The 17,216-nt window shown below is 42.9% G+C and carries 17 protein-coding genes and 1 tRNA gene; 13 read left to right on the plus strand and 5 right to left on the minus strand.

All coding sequences use genetic code 11. The annotated features are described in order from the left end of the window. Positions 1-75 precede the first annotated feature (75 nt). From L7E55_RS05160 to L7E55_RS05190, 7 genes are all read left to right on the plus strand, one after another. A complete protein-coding gene (locus tag L7E55_RS05160; protein WP_277443018.1) occupies positions 76-714 on the plus strand; it encodes a YidC/Oxa1 family membrane protein insertase in 639 nt (212 codons plus the stop codon). Further along, entirely contained in the window at positions 711-1,331 is a 621-nt protein-coding gene (gene jag / locus L7E55_RS05165) for an RNA-binding cell elongation regulator Jag/EloR (RefSeq protein WP_277442992.1), read from the plus strand. The genes L7E55_RS05160 and jag overlap by 4 nt, the downstream gene beginning before the upstream one ends. Before the next feature lie 128 nt (positions 1,332-1,459). Continuing rightward, positions 1,460-2,842 (plus strand): tRNA uridine-5-carboxymethylaminomethyl(34) synthesis GTPase MnmE, encoded by a 1,383-nt coding sequence (mnmE, locus tag L7E55_RS05170; RefSeq protein ID WP_277442993.1) that lies wholly within the window; start codon positions 1,460-1,462, stop codon positions 2,840-2,842. Between the two features lie 9 nt (positions 2,843-2,851). Continuing rightward, on the plus strand, positions 2,852-4,750 hold the full coding sequence (gene mnmG, locus L7E55_RS05175) for a tRNA uridine-5-carboxymethylaminomethyl(34) synthesis enzyme MnmG (protein ID WP_277443019.1): 1,899 nt from the start codon (positions 2,852-2,854) through the stop codon (positions 4,748-4,750). 48 nt (positions 4,751-4,798) lie between these two features. Further along, positions 4,799-5,527: a 16S rRNA (guanine(527)-N(7))-methyltransferase RsmG gene (rsmG, locus tag L7E55_RS05180; RefSeq protein ID WP_277442994.1), complete on the plus strand. Its 729-nt coding sequence runs from the start codon at positions 4,799-4,801 to the stop codon at positions 5,525-5,527. 139 nt (positions 5,528-5,666) lie between these two features. Then, a complete protein-coding gene (locus tag L7E55_RS05185; RefSeq protein ID WP_277442995.1) occupies positions 5,667-6,428 on the plus strand; it encodes a ParA family protein in 762 nt (253 codons plus the stop codon). Next, on the plus strand, positions 6,421-7,341 hold the full coding sequence (locus L7E55_RS05190) for a ParB/RepB/Spo0J family partition protein (RefSeq protein WP_277442996.1): 921 nt from the start codon (positions 6,421-6,423) through the stop codon (positions 7,339-7,341). Before L7E55_RS05185 ends, L7E55_RS05190 begins: the two co-directional genes overlap by 8 nt. 29 nt (positions 7,342-7,370) lie before the next feature. On the opposite strand, the gene yyaC is transcribed toward L7E55_RS05190, so the two are convergent. Then, a complete protein-coding gene (gene yyaC / locus L7E55_RS05195) occupies positions 7,371-7,973 on the minus strand; it encodes a spore protease YyaC (protein WP_277442997.1) in 603 nt (200 codons plus the stop codon). A 164-nt stretch (positions 7,974-8,137) separates the two neighbouring features. Here yyaC and L7E55_RS05200 point away from each other — a divergent pair, with 164 nt between their 5' ends. From L7E55_RS05200 to L7E55_RS05225, 6 genes are all read left to right on the plus strand, one after another. Next, positions 8,138-9,223 (plus strand): YkvI family membrane protein, encoded by a 1,086-nt coding sequence (locus L7E55_RS05200; RefSeq protein ID WP_277442998.1) that lies wholly within the window; start codon positions 8,138-8,140, stop codon positions 9,221-9,223. Between the two features lie 54 nt (positions 9,224-9,277). Then, positions 9,278-9,961 carry a CvpA family protein gene (locus tag L7E55_RS05205; protein WP_277442999.1) on the plus strand — a complete coding sequence of 228 codons (684 nt, stop codon included), beginning with the start codon at positions 9,278-9,280 and terminating at the stop codon, positions 9,959-9,961. Positions 9,962-10,013: 52 nt separating this feature from the next. After that, positions 10,014-11,426, plus strand: coding sequence for an aminopeptidase (locus L7E55_RS05210; RefSeq protein ID WP_277443001.1), 1,413 nt, complete (start codon positions 10,014-10,016; stop codon positions 11,424-11,426). Between the two features lie 97 nt (positions 11,427-11,523). Then, on the plus strand, positions 11,524-12,330 hold the full coding sequence (locus tag L7E55_RS05215) for a mechanosensitive ion channel family protein (protein WP_277443002.1): 807 nt from the start codon (positions 11,524-11,526) through the stop codon (positions 12,328-12,330). A gap of 20 nt (positions 12,331-12,350) precedes the next feature. Continuing rightward, positions 12,351-13,211: a sporulation protein gene (locus tag L7E55_RS05220; RefSeq protein ID WP_277443003.1), complete on the plus strand. Its 861-nt coding sequence runs from the start codon at positions 12,351-12,353 to the stop codon at positions 13,209-13,211. A 20-nt stretch (positions 13,212-13,231) separates the two neighbouring features. Continuing rightward, positions 13,232-13,308: transfer RNA gene (locus L7E55_RS05225), tRNA-Arg, on the plus strand. A gap of 547 nt (positions 13,309-13,855) precedes the next feature. On the opposite strand, the gene L7E55_RS05230 is transcribed toward L7E55_RS05225, so the two are convergent. The 4 genes from L7E55_RS05230 to L7E55_RS05245 all read right to left on the minus strand — a co-directional run bounded on the left by L7E55_RS05230 (position 13,856) and on the right by L7E55_RS05245 (position 16,080). Continuing rightward, a complete protein-coding gene (locus L7E55_RS05230; RefSeq protein WP_277443004.1) occupies positions 13,856-14,092 on the minus strand; it encodes a hypothetical protein in 237 nt (78 codons plus the stop codon). 125 nt (positions 14,093-14,217) lie between these two features. Next, positions 14,218-14,373 (minus strand): hypothetical protein, encoded by a 156-nt coding sequence (locus tag L7E55_RS05235; RefSeq protein WP_277443005.1) that lies wholly within the window; start codon positions 14,371-14,373, stop codon positions 14,218-14,220. A 586-nt stretch (positions 14,374-14,959) separates the two neighbouring features. After that, a complete protein-coding gene (locus L7E55_RS05240; protein WP_277443006.1) occupies positions 14,960-15,433 on the minus strand; it encodes a hypothetical protein in 474 nt (157 codons plus the stop codon). A 176-nt stretch (positions 15,434-15,609) separates the two neighbouring features. After that, entirely contained in the window at positions 15,610-16,080 is a 471-nt protein-coding gene (locus tag L7E55_RS05245; RefSeq protein ID WP_277443007.1) for a hypothetical protein, read from the minus strand. Between the last annotated feature and the right edge of the window lie 1,136 nt (positions 16,081-17,216).

Here is a 17,216-nt window from a genome sequence, read left to right on the forward strand (position 1 = left end):
AGTGCTGATGAAAGGTAAACGGGCATTATTAGGGAGGCATGGGGATTGGAAATATTTAATTCTTTAATTGCTGGTATGACTTATTTGCTGAATTGGCTATATCAGTTGACTGGACAGATTGGTATACCCAATTATGGTTTGGCAATTATTTTATTAACTATTATTGTTAAAATGGCTCTTTATCCTTTAACGCAGAAGCAGATGAAATCAATGGTGGTAATGCAAAGGCTGCAGCCGAAGGTAAAAGAGATACAGGAAAAATGGAAGAATAAAGATCCGAAAAAGATGCAGCAGATGATTATGGATTTATACAAGGAAAATAACGCCAGTCCAATGGCCGGTTGTTTGCCATTGTTGGTGCAGTTGCCGATATTAATTGCGTTGTACAGGTCGTTATACAGGTTTGATTTCATTAATCAAGCGCATGCGAGTTTTTTTTGGGTGCAAAATTTAAGTGATCGGGATCCTTATTATATTTTGCCGGTCCTGGCCGGTATCACTACTTTTCTTCAGTCAAAAATGACTACTTCCATGACGGATCCCACACAGCGGACAATGCTGTATTTTATGCCTGTTTTCATTGTCTGGATATCAGCAACTGTCCCTGCGGGTCTTGCCCTGTATTGGGTTGTTTTTAACGTGGTTGGCGGAATACAACAGTATTTTATTAATAAACAGACTATGCCGGTAAAGGAGGGAGCTAGCGGAAGGTGAAGGTTATTGAAAAAACTGGCAAAACAGTTGAAGAGGCTGTTGGACAGGCTCTTCAAGATCTGGGCGTATCCATAGATGATGTGGAAGTGGAAGTAATTGAAGAACCTTCAAAAGGGATTTTAGGGCTATTTGGAGCAAAACCGGCAAAGGTAAAAGTAGTTTTTAAAGAAGGGGCAAAAGAGAAAGCCGTCGATTTGCTAAAGGACATTATTAAAAGTATGGATCTGCGGGTTGATTTGGATGTTGTGGAAAGAAAAGAATTTATTACTATAAATATGAAAGGCCCGGAATTGGGCATATTAATTGGCAGAAGGGGCGAGACACTGGACGCGCTGCAATTTTTGATAAATCTTTCAGTGAATAAAAATCAGGAAGTTAGAAGAAAAATAATTATTGATGTGGAAGGTTATCGTAACAGAAGAGAGGAAACACTGCAAAAACTTGCTTTAAAACTGGCTAATAAAGCCAGACAGCGAGGAAGAAGCGTTGTTTTGGAACCGATGAGTTCGCAGGAAAGAAGAATTATTCATACCGCTTTGCAGGGAAGAGATGATATATACACTTTCAGTGAAGGTGACGAACCTTATCGTAAAATTATTATATCCCCTAAAAAATAATTATAAACCCAGCGGGCTAAATGGAACGCTGGGTTTATAAATAAATACCAGCTATTTGAATTAGACCTCATAATCGCCGCTTATGTATTACCAAGGGAATATATAAATTTTAGCGGAAGGTGGTTGTTTTGCTGGAAGATACAATTGCCGCTATTTCAACACCTTTAGGCGAAGGCGGTATAGGAATTGTTAGAATCAGCGGCACGGAAGCATTAAAAGTATCAAAAAAAATTTTTAAAGCAAAAAGCGTTAATTTAAAAGAGCTAAAAAGCCATAAGATGATTTATGGGCATGTCTACGACGATCTGGCGGGTGAAGTTGTAGATGAAGCGCTTTTTTGCTATATGAAAGCGCCGCATTCTTATACAAGGGAAGATATAGTAGAAATAAATTGTCATGGCGGAATAGTTCCCTTGAGAAAAACGCTTGAGCTAGTATTGAAGGAAGGAGTAAGACTGGCCGGGCCTGGTGAATTCAGCAAGAGAGCTTTTTTGAACGGCAGGTTGGACTTGGCTCAAGCTGAATCAATTATTGACTTAATTAGGTCGAAAACAGAAACTGGGTTAAAACTGGCTGTTTCTCAACTAAAAGGTGATTTATCTAAGAAGATTTATGAAATACAAGATAAATTACTTGGAATATTAGCGCAAGTGGAAGTGAATATTGACTTTCCGGAAGAAGATTTGGAAGAAGCAACAAGTAAAGATATTATTTGCGCTGGTGAAGTGTTGGTGGAACAAATAAAAATTTTGATTGATGGCGCGGAAGCGGGGATTATTTATCGGGATGGCATCAGGGCGGCGATTATCGGCAAGCCGAATGTCGGTAAGTCTTCCTTGTTAAATGCGCTATTAAAGGAAAAGAGGGCAATAGTTACAGATGTGCCGGGAACAACCAGGGATGTTATTGAGGAAATTATCAATATAAGGGGAATTCCATTACGGATTATTGATACGGCGGGGCTGCGGGAGACTGAGGATTTAGTTGAAAAGATTGGTGTAGAGCGTACAAGGGAGGCCGCTGAGCGGGCTGATCTTGTTCTAACGGTCCTTGACGCGTCGGAAGAGTTGTCGCGGCAAGATCTTGACGTATTGGCATTGGCGGAAGAAAAGAAATGCCTGGTTGTCATCAATAAAATCGATTTAAAAGATAGAAAAATAGATAAAGAAGTATTAAAAGAGCATGCCGGCACAAGGCCGGTAATCTGGGTATCAGCAGAACATGGGACCGGACTTTCGGAGTTGGAAAATTTGATAGCTGATTTGGCGCTATGTGGAAAGATTAATACTTCTGACGGCTTTATGGTTACCAACATACGGCATAAAGCAGCGTTGGAAAAAGCATCATTTCATTTAAACGAGGCAATTGCGTCAATTAAAAAAATGGTACCGGTGGACATAGTCGCGATTGACCTGCGCGACGCATGGGAAGCATTGGGGGAAATTACCGGGGCGTCCGTTAGCGAAGATTTAATTGACAGGATTTTTAGTGATTTTTGTGTTGGTAAATGAGGCGGAATGATGGATTATTTTGCGGGAAATTATGATGTTGTTATAGTTGGCGCGGGACACGCCGGCTGTGAAGCAGGCCTTGCTTCCGCGAGGATGGGTTGCCGGACGCTGGTTGTCACGTTGAATATGGACAACGTTGCGCTGATGCCATGCAACCCGGCAGTAGGCGGGCCGGCTAAGGGGCACCTGGTGCGGGAAGTCGACGCGCTGGGTGGGGAGATAGGCTTGAATACAGACCGGGCGTCTATACAAATGCGCCTGTTAAATACCGGTAAAGGGCCGGCTGTTCAGGCTTTGCGCGCCCAGACGGATAAGAAATGTTATCAAGCAGGGATGAAGCAGGCGCTTGAGAGGCAACCGAATCTGGATCTAAAGCAAGCACTGGTCGAGCGTCTACTTGTAAAAAATGGAAAAGTTTGCGGGGTGTCAACCAATACAGGGGCTGTGTTTACGGCAAAAGCTATTGTTTTAACAACAGGCACTTATTTAAAAGGAAAAATTTTTATTGGAGATCTTTCTTTTCCGGGTGGTCCCAACGGGCAGTTCCCATCTATTGGACTATCAGGCAGTTTGAGTGAACTAGGCATAAAAATGAATCGCTTTAAAACCGGGACACCACCAAGAGTTGATAAGAATAGCATTGATTTTACGCGTATGTCCATTCAGCCGGGAGATGAAAGAATAAAACAGTTTTCATTTATTTCTCCTCCGGTTATCAGGGAACAATTGCCTTGTTGGCTTACTTACACCACTGAGGAAACCCATAGATTAATCAGAGAGAACTTATACCGGTCGCCGTTATATACAGGCGTGATTATGAGCCAGGGACCGCGTTATTGTCCTTCTATCGAAACAAAAGTAGTACGTTTTTCGGATAAGCCTGCTCATCAGGTTTTTATCGAGCCTGAGGGAAAAGATACCGCTGAAATGTATGTACAGGGCATGTCCACAAGCCTGCCCGAAGATGTTCAACTGGCTTTGCTGCGCACTTTGCCGGGTCTGGAGAAGGTGGAAATGATGAGAGCGGGCTATGCCATTGAATATGATTATATTATCCCGGGCCAGTTAAAGCTGTCGTTAGAAACGAAAGCCGTACCGGGTCTTTTTTCGGCCGGTCAGGTGAACGGCACGTCCGGCTACGAAGAAGCAGCGGCGCAGGGTATTGTTGCCGGTATTAACGCCGCTCTTTATGTGAAAGAAAAAGAACCATTCATTTTAGATAGATCACAGGCTTATATCGGTGTGATGATCGATGACCTGGTTACTAAAGAGATAGATGAACCTTACCGCATGCTGACCTCCAGAGCAGAATACCGCCTGCTTTTGAGACAGGACAATGCCGACTTGCGATTAACTGAAATCGGTCATAAAATTGGCTTGGTATCGTCTGACAGGTATAAAACGTATGTTAGGAAGAAGGAGCTCGTTGAGAAAGAGAAGGAAAGGTTAGAGCATACTGTTGTACCGGTGTCGGAAAAAATTAAAAAAATATTAAATGAAATTAAAAGCGCGGAACTGCCACAGCAGGGAATCACTCTGGCGGGGTTGTTAAGACGGCCGGAAATTAATTATGAAAACTTGTTAATGTTGCCTGTAAAGCATCCTGAATTAAGTGAAGAAGTGCGTGAGCAAGTTAAGATTCAGGTTAAATATGAGGGATATATAAAAAAACAACAGGCACAGGCGGAACGCTTTAAACGTTTGGAAGAAAAAAAACTTCCTGTTGATTTAGATTATGGTAAGATGAAAGGTCTTTCCATGGAGGCTAAAGAAAAAATGGAAAATATTAAACCGGCGTCAATAGGACAAGCATCTAGGATTGCCGGAGTTACGCCGGCTGACCTTTCCGTGCTGTTAATTTATCTGGAGCAAAATAAAAGACGCCAACGGGATCATATTAGCTCATAAAAATGTACGGGCTCGTCAATATAATAAATTTAGATTACAGGTGGTCGGATGGGTAATCTGCTCAAGACTCTCAAAAATGGTTTAAAGGAAATAGATATTGAAATAACGGAAAGCCAGTTAGAAAACTTTCAATTATTTTACCGGATGATAAAAGAAGAAAATAAGAGAAAAAATATTACATCAATAGAGGATGAGAAAGAATTTGCCATAAAACATTTTATTGATTCTATTACCTGCCTAAAAGCTGTTTCATTTAAAGATGGTATGACATTGATAGATATCGGTACTGGTGCTGGTTTTCCTGGAATACCTCTTAAGATTTGCCGCCCGGGAATTGAAGTTATACTGGTTGAATCCCAGGCGAAAAAAGTTGGTTTTTTGCTGAAAGTGATCAGGGATATGAATTTAATTAACATATCCGCTATTCACACAAGAGCTGAAGAAATTGGGAAAATGCCTCGTTACAGAGAGTACTGCGACCTCGTTACCGCGAGAGCTGTTGCCGAGTTTAGAGTTTTAGCGGAATATTGCCTGCCGGTAGTTAAAATTGGCGGGTTTTTTTTGGCGATGAAAGGGCCGAAACTGGCCGAGGAGTTAATTGGGATAGATAAAACTATTACTATACTAGGAGGAAAAATCAATAAAATTGTTAACTTTAATTTACCTATTACTGGTGATGAAAGAAATATAGTGGTTGTTGAAAAAATTAAACCAACTCCTGAAAAATATCCCCGACGCCCGGGCATACCTGTAAAAAAGCCGATTTCAGGCGAGTAAGATAAGCTTGCCGTCTGCCTTATGTTACATTAACATCCTCAAAATTATCCTCAAGATCATTTTGTTCAAGGCAGGAACAAGAATAGAAAATGTTGAATTATAAGGTTTATTCTGCTGGAACAATGCTGGGGGTGGAAAAATGGGAAGAATTATCGCAATAGCCAACCAGAAAGGGGGAGTCGCCAAAACAACCACGGCAGTTAATCTAAGCGCATGGCTTTCCCTGATGGGGCAGAAAGTATTGCTAGTGGACATCGACCCCCAGGGAAACGCGACGACCGGTGTAGGTGTTGATAAGGAAAAAATAGAGCTTTGTATTTATGATGTTTTAATTAATCAATTAGATATTGAAAGAATAATAGTCCCAAGTGCGGTGGAAGGTTTAGACCTGGTTCCGGCTACTATAGAGCTTGCCGGAGCGGAAGTCGAGTTGGTAAGTGTGTCCGACAGGGAGAAGATTTTAAGGACAGCTTTGAAAAAAATTAAAGAAATATATGATTTTATTTTTATTGATTGCCCACCTTCATTGGGTTTGCTGACGCTAAACGCCTTAACTGCAGCCGGGTCGCTGATAATCCCGATACAATGCGAATACTATGCTCTGGAAGGGCTGGGACAACTACTAAATACTATCGGTATGGTGCAAAAGCATTTAAATAAGGAACTGGTCATAGAAGGTGTGCTGTTGACTATGTTTGACGGAAGAACAAATTTAGCCATACAGGTAGTTGATGAAGTAAAAAAACACTTTAAGGATAAAGTATATAGAGCTATAGTGCCGAGAAATATTCGTTTAAGCGAGGCGCCAAGTCATGGCAAACCGGTTATGGTATATGACAAGCGTTCAAAAGGCGCGGAAGTTTATCATGATCTGGCTAAGGAAGTGATCGGCATTGAGTAAGCGCAGGGGTCTTGGCAAAGGTTTGGAGGCTTTGATTCCAAGTATAGAAAGCACTATCAAAGGTCAAAAAGAAATCCAGGAGGAATACAAAGAAATAAATATAGAAGATATTAAACCAGCGCCCAATCAGGCGAGACAGTTGTTTGATCAGGAAAAACTGACAGAACTGGCCGCTTCGATTAAAGAGCATGGTGTTATACAACCGGTGGTGGTAAGACCCTTAAAAGAAGACGGTTACGAATTAATCGCCGGGGAAAGACGATGGCGGGCCTGTAAGATCCTGGGTTACAAGCTTGTTCCAGCTATAATCAAAAAGTATGAGGATTTGGAGGCTATAGCAGTTTCGCTAATTGAGAATGTGCAGCGTGAAGATTTGAATCCTTTAGAAGAAGCGACAGCGTACCAGCAATTAATAAAAAAATATGGGCTGACTCAGGATGAGGTTTCCGGCAGGGTAGGGAAAAGCAGGCCTTTTGTGGCCAATATGGTGAGGCTTTTGGATTTGCCGTCTGAAATAAAGGATATGCTTGCTGACGGACAGTTAAATGCAGGACACGCCAGGGCCCTGCTGGCGATAAGGGAGCCGGGAAAACAATTGGCCGCCGCGAGAAAGATCTCAAAACAACAATTAAGTGTGCGCCAAGCGGAAAAGATGACAAAAAATATAAACGAAACAGGAAAAAAAGTTTTAAATGACAGGGTTGTTATTAAGGATTTTGTACAAGAAATAGAGGCGGCACTGAAGAATTATTTTGAAACAACTGTAAAATTAAAAGAAAATGACGGTGGCGGCGGCAGGCTAGAAATAAATTACCGCAGCAAAGATGAGTTGAAAAGAATTATTGAGATGATGCTGGGAAAAGAAAATGTTTCACGTGAAACATTTTCTGATACTGGGAACAAGATTACTTGATCCTGTTATACTAGAAAAAACGCCTGGGTTTAAATCCCCCAGGCGTTAATTTTTTTATACTCCGGAATGGTTCTCTTAAGTCCGTTTGCTATGACATCAGCGATTCTCATTACTAAATTCAACCTGGTATTTTGAAGAACCAGGTACTCCATAAATCCTCCGATGTTCACAATACCGGTAATATGGATTTGACCTACCGGCGGGAGATTTTTATTTACACCCGCGCCGGGAATCAGCGATCCGTCTCCCAAATTCACGCAACCGACATTTTCCAGTTTGCCAAGTGACGCGTCAATAGCAATAACAAAAGGATCGTGGTGGTTAAGCTTAATTTCTTCAATGGTCTCCTGCAGGTTGCTGGCGTGTATCGGCTTTTCCAAGGTGCCGTAGACAATATAAAAGTCTTGCTCACCTGAATTGATAATGCTGCCGACCAGGGGTCCAAGACAGTCGCCGGTGGAACGGTCGGTGCCGATACATAATAATACCTTCGGGCATTCCGGGCTGACTTCATACCTTTTTAACCTTGCGGCAAGATCTAGGGCGAACTTACTGACAGCGGCTGTGTCTTCTATGTTAATACTAGTCTTATCTAAATTTGATATCGTATTTAATTGACTTATGTTTTTCATTGATAACCCTCCTGAAGTCAAACTAATATAGTTATTGCCGTGTGGGTAGTTAATTATTCCTTAAGTAAAAAATTTTTTATTAAAAGCATTTGTTTAAATGATAGGCATAGAAATGCTTATATATACCTTTAAAATAAAATATTTAACCCGGAGGAAGGGCGCTAATGTTACGCTCGCAGGGCAATTTTTTGTTGTTGGCCAAGGTTGTGACAGCATATGTCGGTTCGGTAATAGGGGCTGGTTTTGCATCGGGGCAGGAAATAATGCAATTTTTTATTTTACATGGCTGCAAAGGATTATTGGGCGTGGTCCTCTCAACGGTTTTATTCGCCTATCTGGGCGGACTCGTAATGTTTCTTTCGATAAAGATGCGTTCGACCAATTATAAGGATTTGTTAATATTCTTATTGGGGGCTAAAGCCGGAAAAATTGTTGATGTATTGAACTTGTTAATGCTGATGGGGGGCTTATGCGTAATGATGGCGGGCAGTGCCGCTGTTTTCGGGGAGCATTTTGGTTTGCCCGCCAGGGCGGGCGTGTGGGTTGTGGTTGTAGTGACGTCACTGGTAATTATGGGGGGTCTTGATGGAGTGTTAACGGCTAATGTCGTTCTCGTTCCTTTAAAACTATTAGCTGTTGTGTTGATTACGTTAACTGCAATATTTAAAGCGAAAGAAGCAATTTTTCTGATTCCGCATGCCGCGTCTGTGGGCGGAGTGGCGGGGTCTTGGGTGGGTGCGGGCCTTCTCTATGTTTCATATAATATGGTTGTACCGGTGGCCGTCCTCTCATCATTAGGAGGCAGCATACCATTAAAGATTGGGGTTGCCGGCGGTATGGCCGGAGGCTTTTTATTGGGTCTTGCAGTTTCTTTGGTCACGGTAGCTGGTTTGTTATATTTTCCGGAAGCCGCGGCATATGAAATTCCTCTGTTGTTTCTCGCCAGCCAACTCGGGTTAGTTTTTTACTGGCTGCTCGGTTTTCTAATCTGGCTTGCAATTATTACCACTGCCATAGCGGATGCTCATGGAATAGCCAGCCGTCTCGCGCCGCGCGGAGGCTTGAATTACAGGATTTTTGGCATATGCGCCTGTCTGCTGGCCCTGCCGGTTGCCGGGCGAGGTTTTTCAGATTTAGTGCGCCTGTTATACCCCATCTTTGGATATGTCAGCTTATTATTATTAATCTGCTTATTAATAGTTCCGCCTGTTAAAGTTATAATCAATTATAAAAATAGTTTCATATCGTAAAGAGTTTCCGTATAATTGATATGTGATTAGGTAATTATGGGCGGAGTTGGTAAAATGAATTGGTTGGATTGGTTGATTATAGCTGTCCTCGCCTGGTCCACTTTCCAGGGCTTGCGGCGCGGTCTTTTGGTTAGCGTGGCTAAAATGGCCGGTCTGTTGACAGGATTAGTTGTCGCGTATTCTTACTACCGGCCCTCAACTGATTATTTGTCCGTCCGCTGGCATTTGGAGGAGCTAATGCTTCCTTTGACCGGGCCTTTATTAAAGTTTTGGCAACCCGCCGCGGATGTAATAAGCCCGCTTGCCTTATCAGGAAAGCAGATGTCCGGCGATTACGTAGCGGGCCTGATTGCTTACAGCATTCTTGAGGCGCTAACCTTTTTAGCGCTGTTAACCGTCACTGTCTGGCTGGTAAACGCAGGCGGGCGCATTTTAACCAGTTTTGCGGATTTTAGCTTGTTAGGCCCGTTGAATCATCTGGGCGGACTGTTGTTCGGATTTTTAAAGGGGCTGCTGTTAGTGATGATTATTCTCGCATTACTTTCGCCTTTTCAACAACAAAGCCCGTTTTCCGGCGACCGCGTTGTCACACCGGGGATGGCTGCCCCGCAGGGTAAAGCTTTTGGGGAATCTGCCCTCCTGACCTATTTTAAGCCACTGATTAATACCTTTAACAAAACGTTTCCGGGTGGCACGCCGGGTAAAAATATTTTGCCAGAATCGGTTAATAGCATTTGATGTGCCAAAAAGGTGATAATAGATTTAATAAAAGATACAGGAGGATTCTAACGTGACAGCGTCCAAAGACCAGCACCCTGCCACTAAACTGGCTTACCGCAGACAAAATGGCTGGGACCGCCTGAGTGAGGCGGAAAAAGTCAAGGTAATGGCTTTTACTAGTGATTATAAAAAGTTTTTAAACGCTGCTAAAACGGAAAGAGAGGTAATTGGAGAAGCAATAAGGCATCTCAATAATATCGGCTTCCGACCTCTGGACGGTATGGTGGAGTTAAAAGCAGGTGATAGGATCTATGCAGTTAACCGGCACAAAGCCTTAATTGCAGCCGTTGTCGGGAAAAGACAACTGGAATATGGATTAAATGTTATCGGCGCGCACGCCGACAGCCCGCGTCTGGACTTGAAACCATTACCCGTTTTTGAGGATGGGGACATGGTCTTTTTTAAAACGCATTATTATGGTGGAATAAAAAAGTATCAGTGGCTGTCTGTTCCCCTCGCCCTGCACGGAATAATAATAAAAGCCAACGGGGATGCGGTTCAAGTGCTGATTGGCGAGAAACCCGGCGAACCTGTTTTTACCATTCCCGATCTCCTGCCTCATCTGGCTAAGGATCAAATGGATAAAAAAATGGCGGACGCCGTGCCCGGGGAAAACCTGAATATCCTCGTAGGAGGCATCCCTCTGCCTGACAGTGAATTAAAAAGACGATTTAAACTAGCCATTCTTGATTATATGCACCGCGAATACAATGTCATTGAGGAGGATTTGATCAGCGCGGAACTGGAATTGGTTCCTGCCTGGCCGGCCGTGGACATTGGTTTTGATCGCAGCTTTGTCGGGGGTTATGGGCAAGATGACCGTGTTTGTGTCTATACAGCCCTGCGTGCTCTGGCTGAAACCACTGTGCCTGAGCGAACAGCTTTGGTCCTGCTTTCCGATAAAGAAGAAATCGGCAGTAACGGCAACACGGGGATGGAGTCTGTTTTTTTCACAAACACGGTAAGGGAAATTACTGCCCGCTGCGTTTCAAATTATAATGAACTGACGTTTCGCCGCGTTTTGGTAAATTCATTCGCGCTTTCCGCGGACGTTAACGCTGGTTTCGACCCCAACTATGGGGAGGTTAGCGAAAAAATGAACACCGCCCGCCTTGGTGCGGGTGTAGTGCTGACCAAATATACCGGAAGCAAGGGCAAGTACGAGTCTAATGACGCGCATGCGGAAGTGGTGGCCTTGGTGCGCAGGCTGTTTAATGAAGCCGGGGTGATCTGGCAGACAGGCGAACTGGGCAAAGTCGACCAGGGCGGCGGCGGCACCATTGCCCACCTGCTGGCTGGCCATGGCATGGATGTGCTTGATTGCGGGGTAGCCCTGCTGGGGATGCATTCACCTTTTGAGGTCACCAGCAAGGCCGATGTTTATATGGCTTACAAAGGCTATAAAGCTTTTTTGTCCAGATAACCAACATTTTCTTATTGATTTTTATGTAATATCAGTATAAGGTTGGTTCAGTCGCTACAAATTTAAGATCCAAAGTTGTGATGAGAGGTGTGGAATTTTGCCTCCCGTTAATCTTGATTATTTGAATACTATGGCCGCTGGTTTTAATTACTATAAAGTACTAGGTATTTTAGCTATAATAGCATGTGCTTTTATTATAGTCCGTTTAGGCAGTGCAGCCATAACCAGACTGTTCTCCCGCGAGGAAGATTCACGCCTTGGCGCCAGTAAGAGGGTCCGTACCATGGCGGCCCTGTCGATAAGCATTCTGCGTTATAGTGTTTATTTTATCGCATTGGTAATGATCCTAGGTATTTGTGGTGTGCAAACCGGCGCCTTGCTGGCGGGCGCCGGAGTGGTCGGCCTGGCTGTCGGATTCGGCGCCAAAAATCTGGTTGAAGATGTTATTTCAGGCTTTTTCATTCTCTTTGAAGACCAATTTGCCGTAGGCGATCATATAACCGCGGTGGGAGTATCCGGTATTGTAGAGGCAGTGGGCCTGCGGGTTACGCGGTTGAAGGATACAGGCGGCCAGGTTCACTACATTCCTAACGGCAAGATCGCCCAGGTGACCAATCATAGTCGCGGTAATCTCCAGGCGGTTGTGGATATTGGGGTTGCTTACTCCGCTGATCATAACCAGGCTATCAGCGTTCTTGAACAGGTTTGCCTGAAGCTGTCACAGGAATATTCCGATTTGATTGTCACGGGCCCTGAAGTGCTCGGTATAGTCGCTTTACACCCGGACCATGTGCTTATCCGCATATCCGCAGGCGCTATGCCGCTCCAAAAAGCAAAAGTAGAGCGGGAAATAATGAAACTGTCCAAAGAGGCCATGGAAAACGCCGGGATCAAACCGGGTTAAACTATGTGGGAATACCTTACTTGACAAACCGTTCACTGCTTAGCTATACTAGTTTAGACAACATTAGCGCCACGATAGATATTGTTTTTATTGTTAGCGTGCCTTTGGGGGGGATTATTTTGTTTAAAAACCTTCTTGCCGGACTTGGTATCGGCGCGGCAAAGGTCAATCTTGAAATAACACGCCCTCAAGTGGCTCTAGGCGAAGTAATCGAAGGTGAAGTAAGGATATCCGGTGGCAATGTTGACCAGCAGGTAGAGCAAGTTAGTATTACGCTGGTGTTGGAGTCTAAATATAAACATGACGATAAGTATGTAAATGTAAGACATGAGATTGGGACTCTCAAAGTGGCGGATAAAATGGTGATTAAGGCCGGTTCACCGGAGAGAGTTATTCCCGTACGGTTGCAGCTTCCATACGATATCCCTGTTTCCTGGGGAAGAACAAGATATTATTTTGCAACTAACCTTGATATAAAAAATGCGGCAGATCCGAATGATATAGATGAAGTTGTAGTTCTCCCTAATACTTATATGCAGATGGTGTTTGATGCCTTGTCCATGCTGGGCTTCCGTGACAAGCCAGCATCCGGCGACTATAACGGCAGGTTCCAACAGTTTGAGTACAAGCCAACCAGCTTTATGGCGCGGGAATTAGATGAACTTGAGTTGTATTTTGTCGCGGGCGAGAGGGAATTGTATTTAGTTATGGAAATAGACAAGAAAACACGTGGTTTCTTTGGTATGATAGCTGATGAGCTGGAACTTGACGAGAGGCGCGTTAGTTATACGATTCCTTACAGCGATATGCAAAGTGTTGAACAAGTAGCCGCAACCTTAAAAGAGATTATTGAAAGTGAATACAGAAAGATCAACTGTTAATCCTAATATTATGAATTTATGCGCCCGTAGCTCAGGTGGATAGAGCAGCGGTTTCCTAAACCGCGTGCCGGGGGTTCGAGTCCCTCCGGGCGCACCATAATAAACTAGTCCCGCAATGTTTTGCGGGGTTTTAATTTCCCCTTATATGTAGGCATTTTTTGTATCGGGAGCATTTGGGGGAGCATGACCTATTTGATGCTATTTTACTGTTTTCAGATCGGGGGTTATTCTTCTAAAGTGATTATTCATCATAACATGAAGGTTAACAGAAAAAAGAAAACAAAAAAGACAGGCATAAAAACCTGTCCTTGAGTTCCATTTTAATTTGGTAGCGATATGTATAAACCTTATTATTAACTTTTTTCATTAAAATCAAAAACGCGGATTGCCACAAGATAGCAGGTTATTTAACTTATTGGATATGTAAATTAAAACCTTTGCAAGTAAAAAATTTTTCATTATATGAAGACAAAAGGTTTGTATTTGTTGAACACGTTAATGAGTTGTTAGCTTTTTCCGTTGGCGTAGGACGACTTAACGAGAACGCAAAGGAGAAAGGCTTATCAAAGCCTATTAGACTAAAAACAGTTGAGCGGGATTTCCTTTATGCCTTCTTATATACCCTAAGATTTTTTTGATCTTCATTATTTAACTGAATAAACCTCGGCTCTTACCAAGTCTGAGGTTTTTCTTTTACCCTTTACTCCTAACAGGTGTTCTACTACAATATCCCCAGGTGATTCCCATGACTCTACCGCCAGCCCATCCAGGTCCAAGCTTCCCCTGACAGCCTGCCGGTCGCCTTCCGTTGGTATCGGCGTTGGTGCCGCGTAACTAACTGCACCTTGCAGGAGCTCAGTCCCTCCCGGATGCAGCGCCACGAGCCAGACCTGCCACGTTACCGGTGCGAGACAGAGCAGGGGTTGGTGTGCGATTTGGTGAAGGATCGGGCGGGGTGGTTGCTGAAGAGGGTGTGGGATTAAAGCGGAAATTTATGTTATCGTTTTCATTCTATTATTTCTTTTTGATATTTTTCGTTAAATATTTTTTCATCATCTTTATAATCAGACCAGTCATCTTTACCAAACTTAATTGCTTTCGGGGCGTTCTTCCATTCTTTTTTTATTTTTTCTCGTTCTTCATCGTTTCTATCAAGTAACACGGATAATGATCCATCTCCTTTTATATCATTTTGTATGTCTACTGTTTCACCCTTTTCTCCGAGGGTGACGGCATATTTATCACTATTTTTAGTTATATCTATAAAAGTTCCATCAAACTCACATTCATTTAAAAAAAAATCTTTTAAACTATTAATATCAGTTTCATTGGTTTCTATATCTATTTCCTCCCATTTTCGTAGATTTAAGTGAATTTCAGTTGATTTTATTTCGTTATACGTTGTAATATCTGCAACTCTGGCGTTATGGTCTACTCTGAGGTCCGATGATGAACTGCGCTAACATCTTATTTACTACTACACCTGTCCAGTAACATGCTGAGCGGGCAGTCAGTAAAGCATTTCTCGACGGTACACCACTGGAAGCAGTAGCTTTCAACAGTACCAAGAAAGAAGTTTACAAAATCAGTATCAGTTATCGTTTCCATGGTTTATATTTTGCCCGTCAACTGTTTTAGATAAACCCTTTTCCCTTGAACGCACAAAGGCCGAGGGCGGCTCCATCTTGGCAATAAAGGCCGGGCAATCCTTTCCGGAGGGCAGACGCACTTTGTTAACTGTCTCCCATTTATCCGGCAGATTGGCATATAGCTCTTTTGGATCGTCGTATGGGGCAAAGACGTGGACCAAGCCGCTCCAGGTCTTTCAAATTTTCCTTCTTATAACTGGTGAACTGAGCGCCGCCGTCAAGGAGACTCTTGGTCGCTTCTCCCATTTGGTCAATACTATGCCCGGTGAAAACATTCTTGCAGCGGTATTTCCGGAATTCCACATTAGCGCCCTTGTAGTATTTCGCCACCTTCCGGATAACCTTATGAGGTTCATCTATCCATTTGCGGATAGGTTTCCTATTGGCCTGATCGGTGTCCACGCGGGAGAACACATTAAAGTTTATTTTATCCTCGAAAAATCCAAGTAAAATAGATTGAATGTCCTCCCCTCCCCAAGCACCGGCAGAAGCCTGAATAGTAACGGTATAGCCGTACTTGTCAGCTACCGGTAAACCCACCGGCGCATTATCAAACCATTTCCGGAAGCCCATTACCGGACGGTGGTTCTGACCAAGTTTTTGCTCTTGATAGAAAAGGTTCTCAACAAACTGGCTGTTAGCGAGTATCTTTAACCTGGCGAGGATCGGCTCAATTATGGGACCCTCTGAACCTGTTTCCGCTTTCTCCTATAAGCGTTTTAAATCATCGGCAACGCCTGGCATAGCTTTTACCTGTAGGTTTTGCAGCAATTCTTCACGGTAAGCGGGAGACTTAACGGCAGGCTATCTTCAAAACTATTAGTAGCACCGGGGTTTCTGCTCATTTTGCCACTACCTATGAAGTCATCCAGGGAATCAAAAACAAGCTGGAATCCACCCCGCAACACCTGGCAGACACTCCGGCCAGCAAACTCCCAGCCTCCCCGGATTCGTCCCGGCATCCTGCCTTTCTGGAACTTTTCATAAGCCTTACCGGAATCATATTCCCATTGCAGCCGGCTGACAGGCTCACAAAGGACCTGCGCCAGGGCGCTGTCTCCTTCCTGCATGTCGCCAACACAGGAGAGTAAGGAAGTAAGCGGAGCGTTGGTGCCCCGGTCAGTGTTGAGACTAAAGAGGTCGTGTCGCTTATAGATAAGCTCACAGGCAGAAATACCGTTAATAGACTTTACTGGTGCAACGGGAGCATTTGGGGGCATGACTGAAACCTGTCTTTGTTTCTGTTTTTAAGTGAGAGCGGCCAGAATTCAATTGTAGGATATGATTATTAGTATGTTGAAGACCGGATTTTTAACAGAATTAACGTAAACCGCATAGGATGGCCTACATTGGGCTAAAACTAATTCAAGGTTGTTTTACCTTGCCTGGAAATTATATTGGGCTTGTAGGGCAAATATGGAGGCCGAAATAAATGGGCATAGGTTAGAGAAACTTATACACATAAATATTCACAATTTTAAGAATTCTGTTGACAAGTACGTAGAATAGTCCTATAAATAGGTCTTTTGTCCTATTGACGATGGGACTGTCTAAAATTAGAATATTTGAAAATATAAAAGTGAGGGTATACGATGTCAAGTGTCGAAAAGGTAATTGATATTAACTGTTACCGTTCGAAAAAGGTTCTACATAATTTAGAGCGACACTTTTCCTATTACGAATTTTTTGGGTTTTTATCATGGGCATTTCTTATCTTTGTAATGGCAGAAATTTATTTAAGAAGAATCGGGTGGTAAATTTGTTTATCAAATTATCAAATGTAGCATCAACTTATCAGAGATTACTTATAAGGAATTTATTGAAGACAAAGGGCATGTCAATCAATTGGTCTTCTTCACGTATAAAAGAAATCCCGCATTTAACGAAGCTGGAAATAAGGAAGGTTGAATAAAAGTAAAAACCGCTCTGTTGAATTGAAACCTGTTAATTGGACACAATTAAAAAATCCTATCATAGAATTCTAAGAGTTTATGTGGGCTGGCACCGTTTTCTGTACGGTGTCAGTTCTGTTTTTAGTTCATTGCCTGTTTCATGTTTGGATGTAAGAAACATTATGTAAGAAATAAAAGGTACTGATTTTTCGGTAAATATGGAAGTAGCCAGAACCAAGCCATGTAAGGGGTATATAACGCGCCTAAATGCAGGAATTCCAGCCATTAGCTGAATTTCGTGATTTTATTAAATAAACATAATGTAAGTATGACATACTCTCATCTTTGACAGTTACAAACTATAAAAAGGCTTGAAAACCCTGTATTTGCAAGGAGTTCAAGCCTTTTTTGTTATTCTTAAAAAGTGAGTAATGTTATTATTTTTTAACCCTGCTTAAAATTTT

Source organism: Pelotomaculum isophthalicicum JI (assembly GCF_029478095.1).
Lineage (GTDB): Bacteria > Bacillota > Desulfotomaculia > Desulfotomaculales > Pelotomaculaceae > Pelotomaculum_D > Pelotomaculum_D isophthalicicum.